18 protein-coding genes and 1 other RNA gene are annotated in these 18,414 nt (G+C 65.1%); 11 read left to right on the top strand and 8 right to left on the bottom strand.

Annotated elements, in window-relative coordinates:
- Positions 1-96: 96 nt before the first annotated feature.
- Positions 97-480 (top strand): response regulator, encoded by a 384-nt coding sequence (locus tag QRM89_RS15990; RefSeq protein WP_042595731.1) that lies wholly within the window; start codon positions 97-99, stop codon positions 478-480.
- Here the strand turns inward: QRM89_RS15990 and QRM89_RS15985 are convergent.
- Entirely contained in the window at positions 474-701 is a 228-nt protein-coding gene (locus QRM89_RS15985; RefSeq protein WP_285448467.1) for a hypothetical protein, read from the bottom strand. The genes QRM89_RS15990 and QRM89_RS15985 overlap by 7 nt on opposite strands.
- Positions 698-1,981 carry a sigma-54 dependent transcriptional regulator gene (locus QRM89_RS15980; RefSeq protein ID WP_014506450.1) on the bottom strand — a complete coding sequence of 428 codons (1,284 nt, stop codon included), beginning with the start codon at positions 1,979-1,981 and terminating at the stop codon, positions 698-700. The genes QRM89_RS15985 and QRM89_RS15980 overlap by 4 nt, the downstream gene beginning before the upstream one ends.
- A 527-nt stretch (positions 1,982-2,508) precedes the next feature.
- Here QRM89_RS15980 and QRM89_RS15975 point away from each other — a divergent pair.
- The 3 genes from QRM89_RS15975 (at position 2,509) to cydB (ending at position 5,497) form a co-directional block, all read left to right on the top strand.
- Complete coding sequence (locus tag QRM89_RS15975) at positions 2,509-2,805, top strand: hypothetical protein (protein WP_016945154.1); 297 nt, start codon at positions 2,509-2,511, stop codon at positions 2,803-2,805.
- Between the two features lie 272 nt (positions 2,806-3,077).
- Positions 3,078-4,487, top strand: a complete 1,410-nt coding sequence (locus QRM89_RS15970) for a cytochrome ubiquinol oxidase subunit I (RefSeq protein WP_285448466.1) — start codon at positions 3,078-3,080, stop codon at positions 4,485-4,487.
- Positions 4,478-5,497 (top strand): cytochrome d ubiquinol oxidase subunit II, encoded by a 1,020-nt coding sequence (gene cydB, locus QRM89_RS15965; RefSeq protein ID WP_012439370.1) that lies wholly within the window; start codon positions 4,478-4,480, stop codon positions 5,495-5,497. The genes QRM89_RS15970 and cydB overlap by 10 nt, the downstream gene beginning before the upstream one ends.
- Before the next feature lie 83 nt (positions 5,498-5,580).
- Here the strand turns inward: cydB and QRM89_RS15960 are convergent, their stop codons facing one another.
- Together QRM89_RS15960 and QRM89_RS15955 are read right to left on the bottom strand one after the other, a co-directional pair.
- Positions 5,581-5,766, bottom strand: a complete 186-nt coding sequence (locus QRM89_RS15960) for a hypothetical protein (RefSeq protein WP_012439371.1) — start codon at positions 5,764-5,766, stop codon at positions 5,581-5,583.
- A 101-nt stretch (positions 5,767-5,867) separates the two neighbouring features.
- Positions 5,868-6,509, bottom strand: a complete 642-nt coding sequence (locus tag QRM89_RS15955) for a DUF6766 family protein (RefSeq protein WP_285448465.1) — start codon at positions 6,507-6,509, stop codon at positions 5,868-5,870.
- 210 nt (positions 6,510-6,719) lie between these two features.
- On the opposite strand from QRM89_RS15955, the gene QRM89_RS15950 reads away from it, so the two are divergent.
- The 6 genes from QRM89_RS15950 (at position 6,720) to QRM89_RS15925 (ending at position 14,547) form a co-directional block, all read left to right on the top strand.
- Positions 6,720-7,586, top strand: coding sequence for a glucose 1-dehydrogenase (locus tag QRM89_RS15950; protein WP_011038778.1), 867 nt, complete (start codon positions 6,720-6,722; stop codon positions 7,584-7,586).
- Positions 7,587-7,965: 379 nt separating this feature from the next.
- On the top strand, positions 7,966-9,117 hold the full coding sequence (galE, locus tag QRM89_RS15945; protein ID WP_285448464.1) for a UDP-glucose 4-epimerase GalE: 1,152 nt from the start codon (positions 7,966-7,968) through the stop codon (positions 9,115-9,117).
- A 35-nt stretch (positions 9,118-9,152) separates the two neighbouring features.
- A complete protein-coding gene (locus QRM89_RS15940) occupies positions 9,153-10,337 on the top strand; it encodes a glycosyltransferase family 1 protein (RefSeq protein ID WP_285448463.1) in 1,185 nt (394 codons plus the stop codon).
- Complete coding sequence (glf, locus tag QRM89_RS15935) at positions 10,325-11,521, top strand: UDP-galactopyranose mutase (RefSeq protein ID WP_103701952.1); 1,197 nt, start codon at positions 10,325-10,327, stop codon at positions 11,519-11,521. Before QRM89_RS15940 ends, glf begins: the two co-directional genes overlap by 13 nt.
- Before the next feature lie 93 nt (positions 11,522-11,614).
- Entirely contained in the window at positions 11,615-12,766 is a 1,152-nt protein-coding gene (locus QRM89_RS15930; RefSeq protein WP_285448462.1) for a beta-glucosidase, read from the top strand.
- Complete coding sequence (locus QRM89_RS15925) at positions 12,763-14,547, top strand: ABC transporter ATP-binding protein (protein ID WP_285448461.1); 1,785 nt, start codon at positions 12,763-12,765, stop codon at positions 14,545-14,547. The genes QRM89_RS15930 and QRM89_RS15925 overlap by 4 nt, the downstream gene beginning before the upstream one ends.
- Before the next feature lie 860 nt (positions 14,548-15,407).
- Here the strand turns inward: QRM89_RS15925 and QRM89_RS15920 are convergent.
- On the bottom strand, positions 15,408-15,587 hold the full coding sequence (locus QRM89_RS15920) for a DUF3606 domain-containing protein (protein ID WP_012439379.1): 180 nt from the start codon (positions 15,585-15,587) through the stop codon (positions 15,408-15,410).
- 46 nt (positions 15,588-15,633) lie between these two features.
- Entirely contained in the window at positions 15,634-16,284 is a 651-nt protein-coding gene (locus QRM89_RS15915) for a DUF4142 domain-containing protein (RefSeq protein ID WP_285448460.1), read from the bottom strand.
- A gap of 241 nt (positions 16,285-16,525) precedes the next feature.
- Here QRM89_RS15915 and QRM89_RS15910 point away from each other — a divergent pair, with 241 nt between their 5' ends.
- A complete protein-coding gene (locus QRM89_RS15910) occupies positions 16,526-17,689 on the top strand; it encodes a zinc-dependent alcohol dehydrogenase (RefSeq protein ID WP_011038786.1) in 1,164 nt (387 codons plus the stop codon).
- 115 nt (positions 17,690-17,804) lie between these two features.
- Here QRM89_RS15910 and QRM89_RS15905 read toward each other — a convergent pair.
- Positions 17,805-17,878, bottom strand: a non-coding RNA gene (locus QRM89_RS15905) — sX9 sRNA.
- Between the two features lie 61 nt (positions 17,879-17,939).
- Positions 17,940-18,107 (bottom strand): hypothetical protein, encoded by a 168-nt coding sequence (locus QRM89_RS15900; protein WP_068573785.1) that lies wholly within the window; start codon positions 18,105-18,107, stop codon positions 17,940-17,942.
- Positions 18,108-18,414: the final 307 nt, after the last annotated feature.

Genomic DNA, 18,414 nt, shown 5'->3' with positions numbered 1-18,414 from the left:
GTCTGACGCGCCCGCTTACGCATACCGTTAACCGACGTTGCGTACATCATGCGCTGCGCGACTCTCTACACCTTAGCGTCTTACCGGAGTCATCCCATGCACGACAGCCCCTTGCGCGGCCGCCGCATCCTGGTGGTCGAAGACGATTATTTGCTGGCCGAATCGCTCAACGATCTATTGGCCGAGGCCGGTGTCAAGGTGGTGGGACCGGTGGGCAACGTGCCCGAAGCACTGTCACTGGTGGCATCGGGGATCGGCATCGATGGCGCCCTGCTGGATGTCAACGTGCGCGGCCAGGCGGTGTTCCCGGTGGCCGATGCGTTGCTGGCGCGTGGCGTGCCGTTTTCGTTCTGCTCCGGCTACGACCGCTACACGCTGCCGCAACGGTATGCGCATCTGTCGTACTGCATGAAGCCCTACAACCCGCGCACCATCACCACGCTACTCAGCCGCCAGCAGGCGCCCGTCGAACATCACTGATCGGCCGTATCCGGCGCGGTTTCTGCGGGTTGCAGCGCGCGTTCTTCTTCGCCCAGCTGGTTGAGCAGCTCCACCGCGGACTGGTGCGCGGTGCGCAGGGTGTCCAGCGGTTTGGAAGGGGTTTCGGCGCGCAGCGAATACAGCGCGAAGCCCATCACATTGAGCCGGTTACGCAACTGATGCATGAGCTCGCGGCGACGCAGGTGGGCCGCATCGCTCACGCGTTGTCCTTGTCGCTCAGGCGATTGTGCAAGGTGCGCACGCTGATGCCGAGTTCGCGCGCAGCCGCCTTTTTGTTGTAGCGGGTACGTGCCAGCGCCGCTTCGATCATGGCGTCTTCGGCCTGGCGCATGGTCCAGCCGGCCGGAATCAGCAGCCCGTCTTCGTCGGCCTGCGGCACGGTCTGCTCCACCTCGGGTGCGACGAGCAGGTCACCATCGGTGCGCAGGTACAGGTAACGGATGAACGAGCGCAGCTCGCGCACGTTGCCCGGCCAGGTGTGGTGGGCCAAATAGCGCAACAGCGATTTGGTGGGCAACTTGCGCTTGCCGTATGTGGCGTTGAGCTCGTCGATCACGCGCAGGCCGAGCAGACGCGCATCGCCACGGCGCTCGCGCAAGGGCGGCACCTGGATCGGGTATTCGTTGAGGCGATAGAACAGGTCCTCACGCAGCACCGCCTGGTCGCGCTGCACGCGCTGGTGGGTGGCGGCCACCACGCGTGCATTCAACGGGATCTCCTCGCTGCCGCCCACGCGCATGAAGGTGCGCGATTCGATCGCCCGTAGCAGGTACACCTGCAGGCGCATCGGCATCTCGCCGATTTCGTCCAGGAACAGCGTGCCGTCGGCCGCCTGTTCCAAAAAGCCCGCATGGCGGCGGTCGGCACCGGTGAAGCTGCCGCGCTCGTGGCCGAACAGCTGGCTGGCCAGCAGTTCTTCCGGGATCGCGCCGCAGTTAACCGGCACAAAGCGCCCGCGGCGCCCGGACACGCGGTGGATGGCGCGCGCCACCAGGTCCTTGCCGGTGCCGGTTTCGCCGGTCACCAGCACGTTCAGATCGGTCGGCGCCACGCGCACGATGTCCTTGCGTAACGCCACGATGCTGTCGCTGTTGCCGACGATGCCCAGGTTGCCCTGCTGCGCCTCACGCAGCCCGCCCAGCACCCGCTCCAGACGCTCGGGGGCGAATGGCTTGGTGAGGAACTCGCTGACACCGAACTGATGCGCACGGCCTTGGGTCTCGCGCGCGTAGTCGCCGGACACCACCACGATCTGCGGAGTGTGGTCCGGGTCGAGCCGCTCGATCAGGTCGAAGCCGCTGCCGTCCGGCAGGCCGACGTCGACGACCAGCAGATCGGGGAAGTTGCTGTCCAGCCAATGGCTGGCTTCGCCAAGCGAATGCATCCCCTTGGCGCGGAAGCCGCTATCGGTGGCCAACTCCACCACCTGATCGCAGAACTCCACGTCGTCGTCGATGATGGCGCAGGAAAGACGGTCCATAGGCGCTTCTGTCCGCAATGACTGGTACATGTTCGGTTGAAAATTGTGACGACGGCGCGAAGATCGCGGCCTGTCATCCCCTGGTCCTTCACCCGCCGACAGCGGAACCATCCCACGCTTGCCCCCGTCGCGGCTAGAGCTCGCCAAGCCGCCTTCGGACGTTCGCCGGCCACAGCGGGTTCTACCAGTGCCAAGCGTCATGGTCCGGCCCGGTCGGCGTGCCAATCCCGCACACGCGCCAAGCACTGCAAAGGGTTGGGCCTGAGCGACCGCGAGAATCTGCGGCCGGTGGCACGGAGCCATGGATCAGCTCGGTTGATTCAGAACGAAGCGGCAAGGATGCCAGCGGAGTCAGCGGCAGCCAATGCATCGTGACGCATCGGACTGAACCCTTCATGGGCTCCCGCCCGGGCGACTGACTTACCCACAAATTACGCACCGCGTGTCAGCACCATGTGTAGAAACCGCTCACGTGCACCTGCGCGCAAGCTGCCAACACTGAGGCGACACAGGTGATGAGGTGTCCCATGAATGCACTCTCGGCGCAGCCACGCACTGCGCATCCGCGTGCAGATGTGCAGGCGGAACTGGCCCACTGGCGTGCCGAGCACCGCCGTGGCGAGCTTGGCTATTACCCGTTCGACGGCATCCCGGAGGCAACCATCCGCGCGGTCTGCGATGCCTGGAATGCGCATCCCCAGCTGACCGACCAGCAGGCGATTGCCGCCGTGCGCGACGCGTTGTGCCTGACGCCGGGCTCGATGAACGCGGTTCTGGCGGACTGGCTCGCCCCGCGCTGCCTGCGCCATCTGCGTCGTGGTTGAACGCGCGGCGCGACAGCGCCCGGCAGCGCGCGAACGCCGATCTGTGCAGCCGATCACGGTCGCGCCCGGCCAGGGCGCGGACCCTGTTCGCGCAGTGTTGCGTCAGCGCGGCGTACCTGCGCGCCAGGCGGGCGTGATGCCGGCTGCGGTGCCCGCTGCGCTCGGCCGGCATGCCTGCTCGCGGCGTGCGGCCTGTGCCGGCGTCGCACGCAGCGGGGCCGGTGCGGCTGGCCTGCCCGCGCCTGCCCAGCCCGCCCTCTAGGGAGATGTCTGTGGACGCGTTGCTGCTCTCTCGCATCCAGTTTGCGTTCGTGATTTCGTTCCATGTGCTGTTCCCCGCCTTCACGATCGGGCTGGCCAGCCTGTTGGGGTTTCTGGAATGGCGCTGGTTGCGCAGCCACGACGACGTGTGGAAGCGCCTGTATTTCTTCTGGCTGCGGATCTTCGCGGTGTCGTTCGGCATGGGCGTGGTCAGCGGCATCGTGATGGCGTTCCAGTTCGGCGCCAACTGGCCGGAGCTGAGCCGCATCGCTGGCGGGGTGATCGGCCCGCTGCTCAGCTATGAAGTGCTCACCGCGTTCTTTCTGGAGGCCAGCTTCCTCGGCGTGATGCTGTTTGGCTGGGGGCGCGTGTCCGAGCGGCTGCACTTTTTCGCCACCTGCATGGTGGCCCTGGGCACGTTGGTGTCCACCTTCTGGATCCTCTCGTCCAACAGCTGGCTGCACACCCCGCGCGGCTTCCGCATGGTCAATGGCGTGGTGCATCCGGTGGACTGGCTGCAGATCATCTTCAACCCGTCGTTCCCGTACCGGCTCACCCATATGGCGCTGGGCTCGTTCATCACCACCTGCTTCGTGGTGGGCGGTGTGGGCGCGTACTACCTGCGCAAGCGCAAGCATGTGGACGCGGCGGCGCTGATGCTGCGGCTGGCGGTGGCGTTTGCCGCCATCGTGCTGCCGATCCAGGTGTTGGTGGGCGACCAGCACGGGCTCAACACGCTGGAACACCAACCGATGAAAGTGGCGGCGATGGAAGCGCACTGGCACAGCGATGGCGACGGCAATGGCGTGCCGCTGGTGGTGTTCGGCGTGCCCAATGCCGAGGCCGAGCGCAACGATTACGAAGTGGCGATTCCACGCCTAGGCAGCCTGATCCTGACCCATTCGCTGGATGGCGAAATCGCCCCGCTCACTTCGGTGCCGCGCGAGGAGCGCCCGCCGGTTGCGCCGGTGTTCTTCGCATTCCGCATCATGGTGGGCCTGGGCATGGCCATGCTGTTGCTGGCCTGGATCTCGGCCATCGCGTGGTGGCGCGGACGGCTGCACGCGCGCCCGCTGATCATTGCCTGGAACCTCATGTTACCGGCCGGCTTCATTGCGCTGGTGGCCGGCTGGTTCGTCACCGAGATCGGCCGCCAACCGTATGTGGTGTACGGGCTGCTACGCACGGCCGATGCGATGGGCCCGCAATCGACGGCGATGGTGGCGGTGTCGCTGGCGGTCTACGTGGCCGGCTATGCCTTCGTGTTCGGCTGGGGTATCTGGTACCTGGCCAAGCTGATCCGCACCGGCCCGCAACCGCGCGGCGATGGCCCGGACGTGGCCAGCGGCGAACACACGCCTGCGCGGCCGTTGTCGGCGGCCGATGAATCCCTGGAACAGGAGCACGCGCCATGGACCTGAGTTACTGGCTGCCGGTGGTGTGGTTCGGCGTGATCGGCTTCGGCGTGCTGATGTACGTGGTGCTGGACGGTTTCGTGCTGGGGCTGGGCATGCTGGCACCGTTCGCCCGCGACGAGCAGGAAGTGGACCTGATGATGAACACCGCCGCGCCCATCTGGGACGGCAACGAGACCTGGCTGGTGCTTGGCGGGGCCGGCCTGTTTGCGGCGTTCCCTACCGCGTATGCAGTGATCCTCTCCGGGCTGTACCTACCGGTGCTGTTGATGGTGATGGCGCTGGTGTTTCGTGGGGTGGCGTTTGAATTCCGCTTCAAGGCGCATCGCTCGCGGCGGCTGTGGACGCTGTCATTCATTGGCGGCTCGATGCTCACCGCCTTTGCGCAAGGCATCATCCTGGGCGCATTGGTGGAAGGCATGGCGTTGGACAACGGCCGCTACGTCGGCGGCGTGTTCGGTTGGTTTAGCCCGTTCACCATCCTCACCGGGGCGGCGCTGGTGTTCGGTTATGCGTTGCTCGGCAGCACCTGGTTGATCCTCAAGACCGATGGCCGCACCCACGAACTGGCGCGCCAGCTCACCCGCCCGCTAGTGGGCGTAGTGGTGGCCTTCATGGTGCTGGTCAGCGCGTGGCTGCCGTTCTTGAGTTCGCACGTGATGGCGCGCTGGTTCGAGCACGGCAACTTCTGGTGGCTGTCGCCGATCCCGGTGATCACCGCGGTGGTGGCGATGCTGCTGTGGCGCGCCGGCAACACCTCGCGCAACCATGCCTCGCCGTTCCTGTTGACCCTGGCCATCTTCGTGCTGGGCTTCATCGGCCTGGTGCTGGGCATGTGGCCGTACCTGGTGCCGCCGAGTTACACCATCTGGCAGGCGGCGGCGCCACCGTCATCGCAGATCTTCCCGATGGTGGGCTTGATCGTGCTGCTGCCGCTGGTGCTGGGCTATACCGCGTGGTCGTACCGGGTGTTCCGCGGCAAGATCGCTGCGGATGTGGGCTACCACCATCATTGATGCTGAAGTGCGCGTTGCGTTTTCCACCACATGAAAAACGCCCGCGCGATGCGGGCGTTGTTCGTTGCACCGATGCGCGGCGGTCAGCGCCGTTCGGAGCCGTCCGGGCGCTCGTAATCGTGCTCCGGGTCGGCCTTGTTGACGTCACGGTCTTCATCGGGCATGTCGTGCTCTTTCCATTTGACGTCCTCGTTGCGCCGCTCCTGCGGTGTGAACGGCTTCTTCTGGTCGTCTTCCGGACCCCACGGTTTTTTCGGTTCGGTCCCCATATGCACTCCGCTCTGGACACAGTGTCGTTGTGGTCAACGCTAGGCACGCGCGCATTGCCGAAGGGTGAAGGTGCAGCAGCGTTGCGTGAAGGCAGCACCCATCAGCCACCGGTCTGGGAATGCGGTGCGGACACCGGCTTGGATTGCGGCGAGTCCTTCTGCCGCAACCAGATGGTCAGCACCACCAACGAGAACACCGCCAAAAATTCGCTCTGCCAGTTCTGCATCGACTCGAACCAGAACGCGGCATCGGTGAAGTGCTGCAGCAAACTGATCGGTGGCAGGCCCTGCTGCGCGCGCTCGGCCAGTTCCAGCCGCCAGCTTCCCAGCAGATGCAGCACAAAGCTCAGCAGGAACAGCACACCGAAGGCGATGGCCAGCGAGTGCTCGTACAGGCGCAACCACAGGCCACCCTTGCGCACCGGCCACGGGGTGCGGCCCGGCGCAATCTCGCTCGTTTCTTCATCAGGATCGAGCGGCCGCGATTCGGCCGAGCCCACCTGGCGCAGCTTGACAGTGAGCAGCACATACATGCCCATCTGCAGGAATTCGCTTTCCCAGTTTTCAAACAACGCAGAGATGAAGTGCCCGCTGCGCAGGTACTGACCCAGCGTCAGGGTTGCCTGGCCCAACTGTGCCAGTTCCTCGTTATAGGCATGCAACCCCGCATACACCTGGGCGGCGATAAACAGCAGCGTCAGCCCAAGCAGACACAACGACAAACCATGACGACGAAAGATCATCTGTACGCTCCTCTGATACCGAAAGTATTCGAGCAAGCACAGCAAAAACGCATGAATACTGCGTGGTGAACCGCCGCAATCAGCAGCGGGTGAGTGCCGCGCGGCGGTGTGCGCAGCCAACACACATCGCGGCGACATCGCCTATGCCCGATGTTTACTTCTGCGTGGCCACACTGACCGTCCAGCTTCCTTCCCCGTCAGGAGATCACCATGCCCGTGCCCAACTACCCGCGCCCGCCATTCAAGCCGCAGCAGCAAGGCTTCCCCGGCAAGACCGACAAGATGGACCCGCGCCCGGATCACGGCGAAGACAGCTATGTGGGCCACGGGCAGCTGAAAGGTAAACGCGCGTTGATCACCGGTGGCGACAGCGGCATTGGCGCCGCCGTGGCCATCGCTTACGCACGCGAAGGCGCGGATGTGGCCATCGCCTTCCTGCCGGATGAGCAGGAAGACGCATCACGCATCGGTGCGTTGATCGAAAAAGCCGGCGTGCGCGCACTGCTGGTGGGCTGCGACATCAGCGACCCCAACCAGGCTGCGTCCTTGATCGACAAGGTCAACAGCGAATTCGGCGGGTTGGACATCCTGGTCAACAACGCCGGCTACCAGAAGTACTTCCAAAGCTTCGAAGAAATCACCCTGGACGAGTGGCGCAAGACCTTCGATACCAATGTGCACGCAGTGTTCAACCTGGTGCGCTTGTCGGTGCCGTTGATGAAGGACGGCGGTTCCATCATCAACACCGCTTCGGTGCAATCCAAGAAGCCCACGCCAAACATCCTTCCCTATGGCGCAACCAAGGGTGCGCTGGCCAATCTCACCATCGGGTTGGCCGGCGTGCTGGCCGAAAAGCAGATCCGCGTCAATGCGGTGCTGCCGGGCCCGATCTGGACACCGTTCATTCCCGCCGGCATGGACGAAGAATCGGTGGAAAGCTTCGGCTCGCAAACGCCGATGGGCCGCCCCGGCCAACCAGTGGAGCTTGCATCGGCCTACGTGATGCTGGCCTCCGATACTGCCAGCTACACCTCCGGCACCTTGCTCACCATCTCCGGTGGTGCGGTCACGCTCTGACCAACACAGCCTTTTTTGCGTTCTACAACGCCACTGGCTCGAGTGGCGTTTTTGTTTGCGCATCACGGCATGTGCGCGCACATCAGATACTGCATCTGGCAGCCACGTCCATGCGTGATTTTCCGGTCAAGGCCGCACTCGCGCTGCGCATACTTGCTGTTGCGTTTCTTCTAACGGCGCGATCCATACCGTAGACACCACTGGATCGTGATGCATGACCTCTTCCGCGTTGCCACTTCCTGCCGCAGGCACCACGCGGCGGTGAAGCAGTGCGCCTTGGGAATCAGGGCCATCACACATGCGCACCCGGACGTGCGATCTGTCGCAGCACGCGCCACTGGCTAGCTCGCGCGCCCGCGCCCCCACAAGGCCCACAGCAATGAGAATCCTGGTCACCGGCGGTACCGGCTACATCGGCTCCCACACCTGCGTTGAATTGGCGCGGCGCGGGCATGAGATCTGCATCGTCGACAATCTGAGTAATTCATCAGAACGCGTGCTCGATCACCTGGCCCATCTGATCGGCGCGCGCCCGGCGTTTCATTGCCTGGACGTGCGTGCGCCCGAGCTCGCCGAGCTGATGCAGCGCGAGCGGATCGAGGCGGTGATCCACTTCGCCGCGCTCAAGGCGGTGGGCGAATCGGTGCGCGAGCCGCTGCGCTACTTCAACAACAATGTCACCGGCACGCTGGCGCTGCTGCGTGCGATGCGCACTGCCGGGGTGGCCAACCTGGTGTTCAGTTCGTCCGCCACCGTGTACGGCGACGAGAACAGCAGCCCGATCGAGGAACATGCGCCGTTGAAGGCGATCAACCCGTATGGGCGCACCAAGCTGATGATGGAAGAAATGATCGGCGACCTGAGCGCGGCCTGGCCGCAATTCAACGCCGCGCTGCTGCGCTACTTCAACCCGGTGGGCGCGCATCCCAGCGGATATCTCGGCGAAGATCCGCGTGGCGTGCCGAACAATCTGATGCCGTACATCGCCCAGGTGGCAGTGGGCCGCCGCGATGCGCTGCAGGTGTTCGGCGACGACTACCCCACCCCTGACGGCACCGGCGTGCGCGACTATCTGCACGTGATGGATCTGGCGCGCGCGCATGTGGATGCCATCGAGTATCTGCACCACGAGCGCCAGGGGCTGGTGGTCAACCTGGGCACCGGCCGGGGCCACAGCGTGCTCGAAGTTGCCGCCGCGTTCGAGCGGGCCAGCGGGCGACGTATTCCGCTGCAGTTCGCGCCGCGCCGCGATGGCGAAGTGGCGGTGTATTACGCCAGCACCGCGCTGGCCAACCGACTGCTCGGCTGGAAGGCGCAGTACGACCTGGAGCGCATGTGCGCCGATACCTGGCGCTGGCAGTCGCTGCATCCGGAAGGCTATGCGCAGTCGCGCCTGGTGCGCCCGCGCGCCACCACGCCGATGGGCGAACGCGTGGCGCCGCTGCGCAAGCTGCTGCCCGGCAGCGATGGGCGCCGCCGTCACGAGCCTGCACGTGCCTTGCTGCCCGCACACGGGCATTCCGGCGCCTGAGGCGCCATTCCCCTTCCCCCGATCGAGGACCTTGCATGAGTTGGGCTGGACACTTTCAATACGACATCGGCAAGAGCCGCCGTGCCGTGCCATCGGCGACCACACCGCAGTTCGATGCCACACGCCCGACCCTGCTGTGCCTGTCGCACCTGCGCTGGAGTTTTGTCTACCAGCGCCCGCAACATCTGATGTCGCGCTTTGCGCAAGACGCCAACCTGCTGTTCTGGGAAGAACCCATCGCCTGCGACGAGCCCGAGCCCTGGCTGCAGGTGCGTGGCGAAGAAGGCGGCGTGCAGGTACTGGTGCCGCGGCTGCCGGCCGGCTGCGACGGCGATGCCGCCACGCAGGTGCAGCGTCAGTTGCTGGACGGCTACCTGGCCGAGTTGGGCGTGCGCGATCTGGTGCTGTGGTACTACACGCCGATGAGCCTGCGCTTCAGCGATCACCTGCAGGCACGCACGGTGGTCTACGACTGCATGGACGAGTTATCCGCCTTCCGCGGCGCGCCGCCGGAGCTGGTGCAGCGCGAACGCGAGCTGTTGCAGCGCGCCGATGTGGTGTTCACCGGCGGCTACAGCATTTGGGAAGCCAAGCGCGCCCTGCATGCCAACGCACACCCGTGCCCCAGCAGCGTGGACGTGGCGCATTTCGCCGCTGCGCGCACTGCGCAGGACGACCCACCGGATCAGGCCGACATCCCGCACCCACGCCTGGGCTTCTACGGCGTGATCGATGAGCGGTTCGATGTGGCGTTGCTCGGTGAGATTGCCGCGCAGCGCCCGCAGTGGCAGTTCGTGATGATCGGCCCGGTGGTGAAGATCGACCCGGCCGAGCTGCCGCGTGCCAACAACATCCACTACCTGGGCGGCAAGACCTACGACGAACTCCCCGGCTATCTGTCCGGGTGGGACGTGGCGCTGATGCCGTTCGCCTTGAACGCCTCCACGCGCTACATCAGCCCGACCAAGACGCCCGAATATCTGGCGGGCGGCTGCCCGGTGGTGTCCACGCCCATCCACGATGTGGTGCGCACCTACGGCGATACCGATGTGGTGTACATCGCCGAGACCCCATCTGAATTCATCGCCGCCTGCGAGGCCGCGTTGCAGGACAGCGCCAACCGCGAACAGCTGCTGGAACGCGCCGACGCGGTGCTGGGCGATATGTCTTGGGATCACACCTACGATTTGATGAAGGAGAAGATCACATGGACACCCTGAAGGCTTCCGGCGGCGCACCGCTGGCCACCGAGCGCAGCGGCGGCAGCCGCCGGCGTGGTTTCGATTACCTGATTGTCGGCGCCGGCTTTGCCGGCAGCGTGCTGGCCGAACGCCTGGCCGCCGGCCTGGGCAAGCGCGTGCTGGTGGTCGACCGCCGCCCGCATATCGGTGGCAACGCCTACGACTTCCACGACGATGCCGGCGTGCTGATCCATCGCTATGGGCCGCACATCTTCCACACCAATGCGCAGCGCATCGTGGACTACCTGTCCAACTTCACCGAGTGGCGGCCGTACGAACACCGCGTGCTGGCGCAGGTGGGCGAACAGCAGGTACCGATCCCGATCAACATGACCACCTTGAACGCGCTCTACGGCCTGCAGCTGCGCAGCGAAGAAGAAGCCGCCGCCTTCCTGGCCAGCCGCGCCGAACCGGTGGCCGAGATCCGCACCAGCGAAGACGTGGTGATCAACCAGGTGGGCCGCGAACTGTACGAGACCTTCTTCCGTGGCTATACGCGCAAGCAGTGGGGTCTGGATCCCTCGCAGCTGGACAAGTCGGTGACCTCGCGCGTGCCCACCCGCACCAACGACGACGACCGCTACTTCACCGACACCTTCCAGCAGATGCCGCTGCACGGCTACACGCGTATGTTCGAACGCATGCTCGACCACCCCAACATCAAGGTGATGCTCAACACCGACTACCGCGAGATCCGCGACGAGCTCGACTACGACCAGTTGGTGTACTGCGGGCCCATCGACGAGTACTTCGACTATTGCTACGGCAAGCTGCCGTATCGCTCGTTGAAGTTCGAACACAGCACCGTGGACCAGGAGCAGTTTCAGGCAGTGGCCACGGTCAACTACCCGGCCGAGGAGGTGGCCTACACCCGCATCACCGAGTACAAGCATCTCACCGGCCAGCAGCACCCCAAGACCAGCATCACCCACGAATACCCGTCTGCCGAGGGCGACCCGTACTACCCTATTCCGCGTGCGGAAAACGCCGAGCTGTACCGGCGTTACGAGCGGCTTGCCGCGGAAACGCCTAACGTCACCTTCCTTGGGCGGCTGGGCACCTACAAGTACTACAACATGGACCAGGTGGTGGGACAGGCGCTGGCCTTGTACAAGCGCATCGAAGATGCCGAGCACAAGCGCCGCGCCGAACTCGCCGCATGAGGCATGACCGCACCAACCGGCAGCCATGTGCTGCCGGCCACTGGTTTGAAGATGCGACGTGGCTCCGGCGCGCGTCGTGCAGCAGGATGTGAGATGCATACCCCCACAGTGTTCGACAGTTTTTTCATGGCCGGTTTCGAGTGTTCCACCCATCGCCGCCGCGATGGCCGCCGGCTTGACCTGATTGCTGGCACCCGGCACGACCGCTGGGCGGCGAACGACTACCGCGCGGTGGCCGCGCATGGCTTGCGCACCGTACGCGATGGGCTGCGCTGGCATCTGATCGAGCAGCGGCCCGGCCACTACGACTGGTCCAGCTTCCTGCCGATGCTGCATGCGGCGCAGGCCACCGGCACCCAGGTGATCTGGGACCTGTGCCATTACGGGTGGCCGGATGACGTGGATATCTGGCGCCCGCAATTCGTGGAGCGCTTTGCGCGTTTCAGCGCTGCGGTGGCGCAGTGCGTCAAGAACGAAACCGACGCGGTGCCGGTGTATGCACCGCTCAACGAGATCTCGTACTGGGCGTGGGCCGGTGGCGATCAGGGCCGCATGCATCCACTGGCGCGCGGGCGTGGCTTCGAGCTCAAGCACCAACTGGTGCGCGCGAGCATCGCCGCGATCGAGGCTGTGCGCAGCGTGGAGCCGCGCGCGCGCTTCGTGCAGGTGGACCCGGCGATCCATGTGGCCGCGTCCAACGACCGCCCCGGGCCACGGCGCGAAGCCGAACGCCTGCGGCAGGCGCAGTTCGAAGCCTGGGACATGCTGTGCGGCACGCAATGGCCGGGCCTGGGCGGCGCGCCGCAGTACCTGGACATGATTGGCGTGAACTACTACTCCAACAATCAGTGGTATCTGGGCGGGGCCACCATCGCGGCAGATTCGCCCGACTATCGCCCGTTCTCGGAGATGCTTGGCGAGATCTGGCAGCGCTATCAACGCCCGATCGTGGTGGCAGAAACCGGCGCCGAAGGCGACCACCGCGCCCGCTGGCTCGATCACGTGGGCGGCGAAGTGGCGCTGGCGCTGCAGCGCGGTGTGGCGATGGAAGGGCTGTGCCTGTATCCGGTGCTCGACTACCCCGGCTGGGAGAACAACCGTCACTGCCTCACCGGGCTGCTCGGCTACGCCGATGCGGCCGGCGAGCGCGAGGTGCATGCCGAACTGGCCGCGCAGCTGCGCCACGAACAGGTGCGCTTCGGGTTCTCCGCACCACAGTTTGCCCTGGACGACATCGCCACATGAGTACCGCCGCCGCCGCGCAATCGGAGTTGCTGCCGGCCAGGCCGGCACGTTTTCTGTGGCACTACATCTGCCAACGCCCATGGCACTTCGGTGGTCTGCTGGTGTTGATCATTGGCGCGGCCGGCTGCGCGGTCGCGGTGCAGTACGGCATGAAGCTGCTGGTGGATGCCATGTCCACCGATCAGCGCACCCAGGCCGATGTGTGGACGCCGCTGGGCCTGTTCATCGGGTTGATTGCGGTGGAAAACCTGTTCTGGCGGCTGGGCGGCTGGCTGGGCTGCCGTACCGTGGTGGCCAGCGTGGTGGATATCCGGGTGGACCTATTCCGCCATCTCACCGGCCACCCGATGCGCTATTTCACCGAGCATTTTGCCGGTGCGCTGGGCAACCGCATCACCGCCTTGGGCACCGCGGCCGGGCAGATCTATGGCGGCCTAGCGTGGAAGATCCTGCCGCCCATCGTCGACTTCATCGGCGCCATCGTGGTGTTGTTCACCGTGGACTGGCGCATGGCCGCCACCTTGATCGGGTTTGTGGCGGTGGTGGCCGCGATCATCACCAGCTTCGGCATCCGCGGCCGTGCCAAGCATCAGCGCTTTGCCGCGCAGGCCGCACGCGTGGGCGGCGAGCTGGTGGATGCGGTGTCCAACGTGTGGACGATCAAGGCCTTTGCTGCACGCGACCGCGAGAGCGCACGCCTGGCGCAGGAAATCGGCCACGAGGCGGTCGCGCACCGGCGCAGCTGGATGTATGTGGAAAAGGCCCGCGTCATCCACGACATCTGTCTGTCGATCATGGCGGGCGGCATGCTGATCTGGGCGATCAGCGCCTGGCGCGGCGGCGCGGTGAGTGCCGGCGATGTGGTGCTGGTCAGCGCCTTGACCTTCCGCATCCTGCACGGCTCACGCGACCTGGCGCTGACCCTGGTCGACACCACGCAGCAGCTGGGCGCCATCGCCGATACCTTGCAGATCATCCTGCAGCCACACGCCCTGCCCGATGCCGATGCACCGCTGGCGCTGGCCGAAGGCGACGTGCGCTTTGAAGGCGTGCGCTTTGCCTACCCGGACCGCCCGGCGGTGATCGAGGCACTGGACCTGCACATTCCCGCCGGGCAGAAGGTGGGTATCGTTGGCCCATCCGGCGCCGGCAAGTCCACGCTGATCGCCTTGATCCAGCGGCTGGATGATGTGGAATCGGGCCGTGTGTTGATCGACGGCCAGGACATCCGCAGCGTGAGCCAGGACAGCCTGCGCGACCGCATTGCCGTGGTGCCGCAGGAAACCGCGCTATTCAACCGCAGCATCGCCGACAACATCCGCTACGGCCGCCCGGAAGCCAGCGATGCCGAGGTCCACACTGCGGCACGGCACGCCTTCTGCGATGGCTTCATCCGCGAACTGCCGCAGGGCTACAACACGCTGGTTGGCGAGCGCGGCGTGATGCTGTCGGGCGGCCAGCGGCAACGCCTGGGCATTGCGCGTGCGTTCCTCAAGGACGCCCCGATCCTGATCCTGGACGAAGCCACCTCCGCGCTGGACACCGAATCCGAAGCAGAGATCCAGTCCGCACTGGACCATCTGATGCGCGGCCGCACGGTACTGGCGGTCGCCCACCGCTTGTCCACGGTGATCGGCTTCGACCGCATCGTGGTGCTGCAGGACGGGCGCATCGTCGAAGACGGCAGCCCGGCCGAACTACGCGGACGCGGCGGCGTGTTCGACAGCCTATGGCAACGCCAGGCGGCGGGCTTCGAACAGCCGGTGGCGGAGGATGCGTGAGGGGCGGCATGGCTGCGCGCAGGCTTGAGGTGCTGAGCTTTACGGGGCTGAAGTAGAGCTTCGGCTTTGAGAAGCGTGGCAGCAGCGCAAGCCTACATGTTGAGCGTAGTGCTGGGCACGCGCAGACTTGTTTGGATCAATCACTCGAGACCCGGCGGCATAGGCAGGGATGCGAACGCGAAACGTTGCCCCGCCATCTCCGCCTTCGAGCGGCTTCTCTAGCATCAGCGAGTGCTGCTCGCGGCCCACCAAGCGACTGCGTGACTGAGTGATTGAGCGACAAGTGGGCCATGAAGAACCGATGCCGCATCGACTCGGGCAGAGCTTCCGCGATTGAATGCCAGCGGCTACCAGCTAGGGGCGCTGCCTGCGCTTTGGGATCGGTCTCGGTATCTGACGACACCACGCTAAGCCACCATCAGGATCACAACAGCGCAGCAAATCTTCACATAGCCGAGCACAGGGCGAGTGGGCGCTGCCTGCGCTTTGGGATCGATCTCGGTATCTGACGACACCACGCTAAGCCACCATCAGAATCACATCAGCGCAGCAAATCGTCACGCAGCCGAGCACAGGACGAGTGCCGGTGTGCAGCAATTTCTCATGACTTTGGTGGTCGAACGAACACGAGGATGTAAAGGGGGGAACAAGCACCTTGCGCCTCGTGTACCCACGCATGTGCAACTGGCTCGGATGCAATCGATGCCCTCAAATGCGATCTGCCGACGCAAAAAGAACAAGGGCGACCGTGGCCGCCCCTGTTTCCCATCACTTCCACTACTGATCAACTCAGCAGGCACCCGGCAACACGCACCTACAGCTCGGCCAGGCGCAGCCTGCAAGCAGGCATCACACACCGCTCAATGCGGCGGCCGATAATCCCGCAGCTTGGTGGTGACGTTGCCGACCTCCTCGACCGCAGCCCGCAGATCGTCTTCTGACATGCCGAGTTCGCGGGCCCAATACTGCAGCTCCCATTCCTCGCTGATGCTCACGTGTTCCATGTCGGTGGGTTTGCGGTTTGCGTCTGCTGTGCTCATGGCGTTTTCCGTTGGCGTGTGTCTGCCGGATGCGCTGGTAGTCGGATCAATGCGTCTGCGTGCGCTTGGCCTTGAGCCCGCGCGCATGCTCCAGGTGTTCGGCAATCATGTCGCGCTCGCGCTTGAGCTCCTTGCCCAGGTCGCTGGAGCCCGGCTCGCTGCTGACCTGCGCGTCCAGCACGGCGAGCGCCTTTTCGTGACTGATCACCGATGCCTGCAGGTATTCGCGCTCGAACTCCTGTGCATGCAATCCGTCCAGACGCTTGCGCCCGGTTTCGAACTGGGCAAGCGTGGACTTGGCCTGCGCACTGCTACGATCCGGCCCGAAGCGGCTGAGGTCGGTGAGTGCGGCGCTATGCGCCTGGTCCATCTTGCGGGCGAATTCCAGCACCTCGCCAACCACGCCCTTGGTGACGGCCAGCTGCGCCAGGGTGCGCTCTTGCTCGTGGAACACCGACAACGCACCGAGCGCCTGCGCGCGACCGCCTGCAGCGTGCTGCGTATCGCGCTGGGCGTCATTCTGCAGGGCACCGCGCAGCGGGTCGCCATGCGGCGGCGTGCTGCCGTCCTGCTGCGTATCGCCCTGCTGCGTATCGCCCTGCTGCGTATCAGTCGCCAACCCCTGGCGGCGCTGCCAGGCCTTGTAGGCGATGACGCCCACGGCGCCGGCGGTCACGAGCTTCAAGATGCTTCCCATTGCGGTCTCCTGCAGAGTGTGGATTGTTGAAGATGGCCAGCGGCGCGAGCTGCTTACAGCCACCGTGCGAGTCGATCCAGCCTGCGAGCGGCGGGGTTAGCCACGCGTGACCTGCGCATCAACACCGCGTCGCTGCGCGTGCGCGTCCACATCACACGCACGCGCCGTGCTGAGGTTTTTAACGCCGCCCCATCAACACTGCGTGCGTTGCCGCTGACCGCCGGCCCTCACGGAGAACTGCATGCTCGCCCTCAACTATCACGGCTCGCGCGATGTGCGGGTTGAAACGGTACCCGACCCGTTGCTGGTGGAACGCGACGACCTGATCCTGCGGGTGACCGCCACCGCGATCTGCGGTTCGGACCTGCATCTGTATCACGGCAAGATTCCCGACCTGCGCCCTGGCGACATTCTCGGCCACGAATTCATGGGTATCGTGGAAGAGGTGGGCCCGGATGTCACCGCAGTGCGTCCGGGCGACCGTGTGGTGATTCCGTTCGTGGTGGCGTGCGGCCAGTGCTTCCACTGCCTGCTGCAGGAATTTTCGGCCTGCGAAACTACCAACACCGGCAAGGGTGCGGCGCTCAACCACAAGGACATGCGCCCGCCTGCGGCATTGTTTGGCTTCAGCCATCTTTATGGCGGTTTGTCTGGTGGGCAGGCGGAATACGTGCGCGTACCCAAGGCCAATGTCGGCCCGCTGGTGGTGCCCGATGCCCTGCACGATGAGCAGGTGTTGTTCCTCTCCGACATCCTGCCCACCGGCTACCAGGCGGTGGTGGACGCAGGCGTCAAGCAGAGGTCCACCGTGGCCATCTTCGGCGCTGGCCCGGTCGGCCTGATGGCGGCGGCGTGCTGCCGCATGCTGGGCGCCGAACGGGTGTTCATGGTCGACCGCCACGCCTACCGGCTGGACTTCGCATCGCGCACCTACGGTGTCATCCCGATCAACTTCGACGAAATCGACGACCCGGCCGACATCATCGTCTCGCAGACCGATGGGCGCGGCGTGGATGCCAGCATCGAGGCGGTGGGGTTCGAAGCCGAAGGCAGTGCGCTGGAAACCGCGTTGACCACCTTGAAGCTGGAAGGCAGCAGCGGCGTGGCGTTGCGCCAGTGCATCGCCGCCACCCGCCGCTGCGGCACGGTGAGCGTGCCCGGCGTGTATGCCGGCTTCATCCATGCCTTCATGTTTGGCGATGCATTCGACAAGGGGCTCACCTTCAAGATGGGCCAGACCCACGTGCAGAAGCACATGCCCTACCTGCTGGAGCGCATCGGCAATGGCGAGCTCAAGCCCAGTGCCATCATTTCGCACCGGTTGCCGCTGGCCGAGGCCGCGCGTGGCTACGAGGTGTTCGACAAGAAGCAGGACGATTGCCGCAAGGTGGTGTTGACGCCCTGATCGGCACACGCATCCTGCAGAAAGCGCAACGGCGCGGTCCCTGAGGGCCGCGCCGTTGTCGTTCCTGCACTTGATGCTGAGTGACGCGTACAGCGCGCGTGGACTGCTTTAGAGCTACCAACAAAACGTAGCGCGCAGTCTTCAGGTGGGTGCGAGGGCGCGGAGGAACCGGCGTGTACGGGGGTACCTGCCGATTCCGAGCACCGGCCGCGCCCGCCTGGCTGCTGCGCGGTCGTTTGGATAGCGGCGCTTAGTCCGGCGCCTTGGCCGGTACGAACGGCGAGACCGGATCGCTGGCCGGGAAAGTTTCTTCCACCGCTTCGTCCTGGCGCTCGTCCTGCTTTTTGTCCTCCTCGTGCGCCTGCTCGTGCTGCGTGTTGGCGGCGTGCGTGGACGGGGTCGAATGGGATGTGCTCATGAGGTTCTCCTGCAGGGCGGGTAGACAGACCCGCGTACTCGCACACGCTACGGCCGTGCATCGCCAATGGCAGTGAAAACTGCCTTCGCATGTGCTGCACAAACACAACGCGTTGCCGATTGGCTGGAGCGTGGCGCGTGGCATCGCCGCACTCTCAGCACGAGGCGATGGACGCAGCTGGCCTTGCTCGCACGATGCAGATCGACATCGGGACCCTGGCCAGCGCATTGCATGCGGAGCATGCAGACGCAGGACGCTGTGGAGTGCTGCATCTGTCGATCGGCACCCAAAGCGATCAGCGGTACTG

The sequence above is a fragment of the Xanthomonas sp. LMC-A-07 genome, from assembly GCF_030208825.1.
In the GTDB taxonomy this organism is placed as follows: domain Bacteria; phylum Pseudomonadota; class Gammaproteobacteria; order Xanthomonadales; family Xanthomonadaceae; genus Xanthomonas; species Xanthomonas campestris.
The sequence above is the reverse complement of the archived record's forward strand: the minus strand, read 5'-3'. Positions and strand labels throughout refer to the sequence as shown.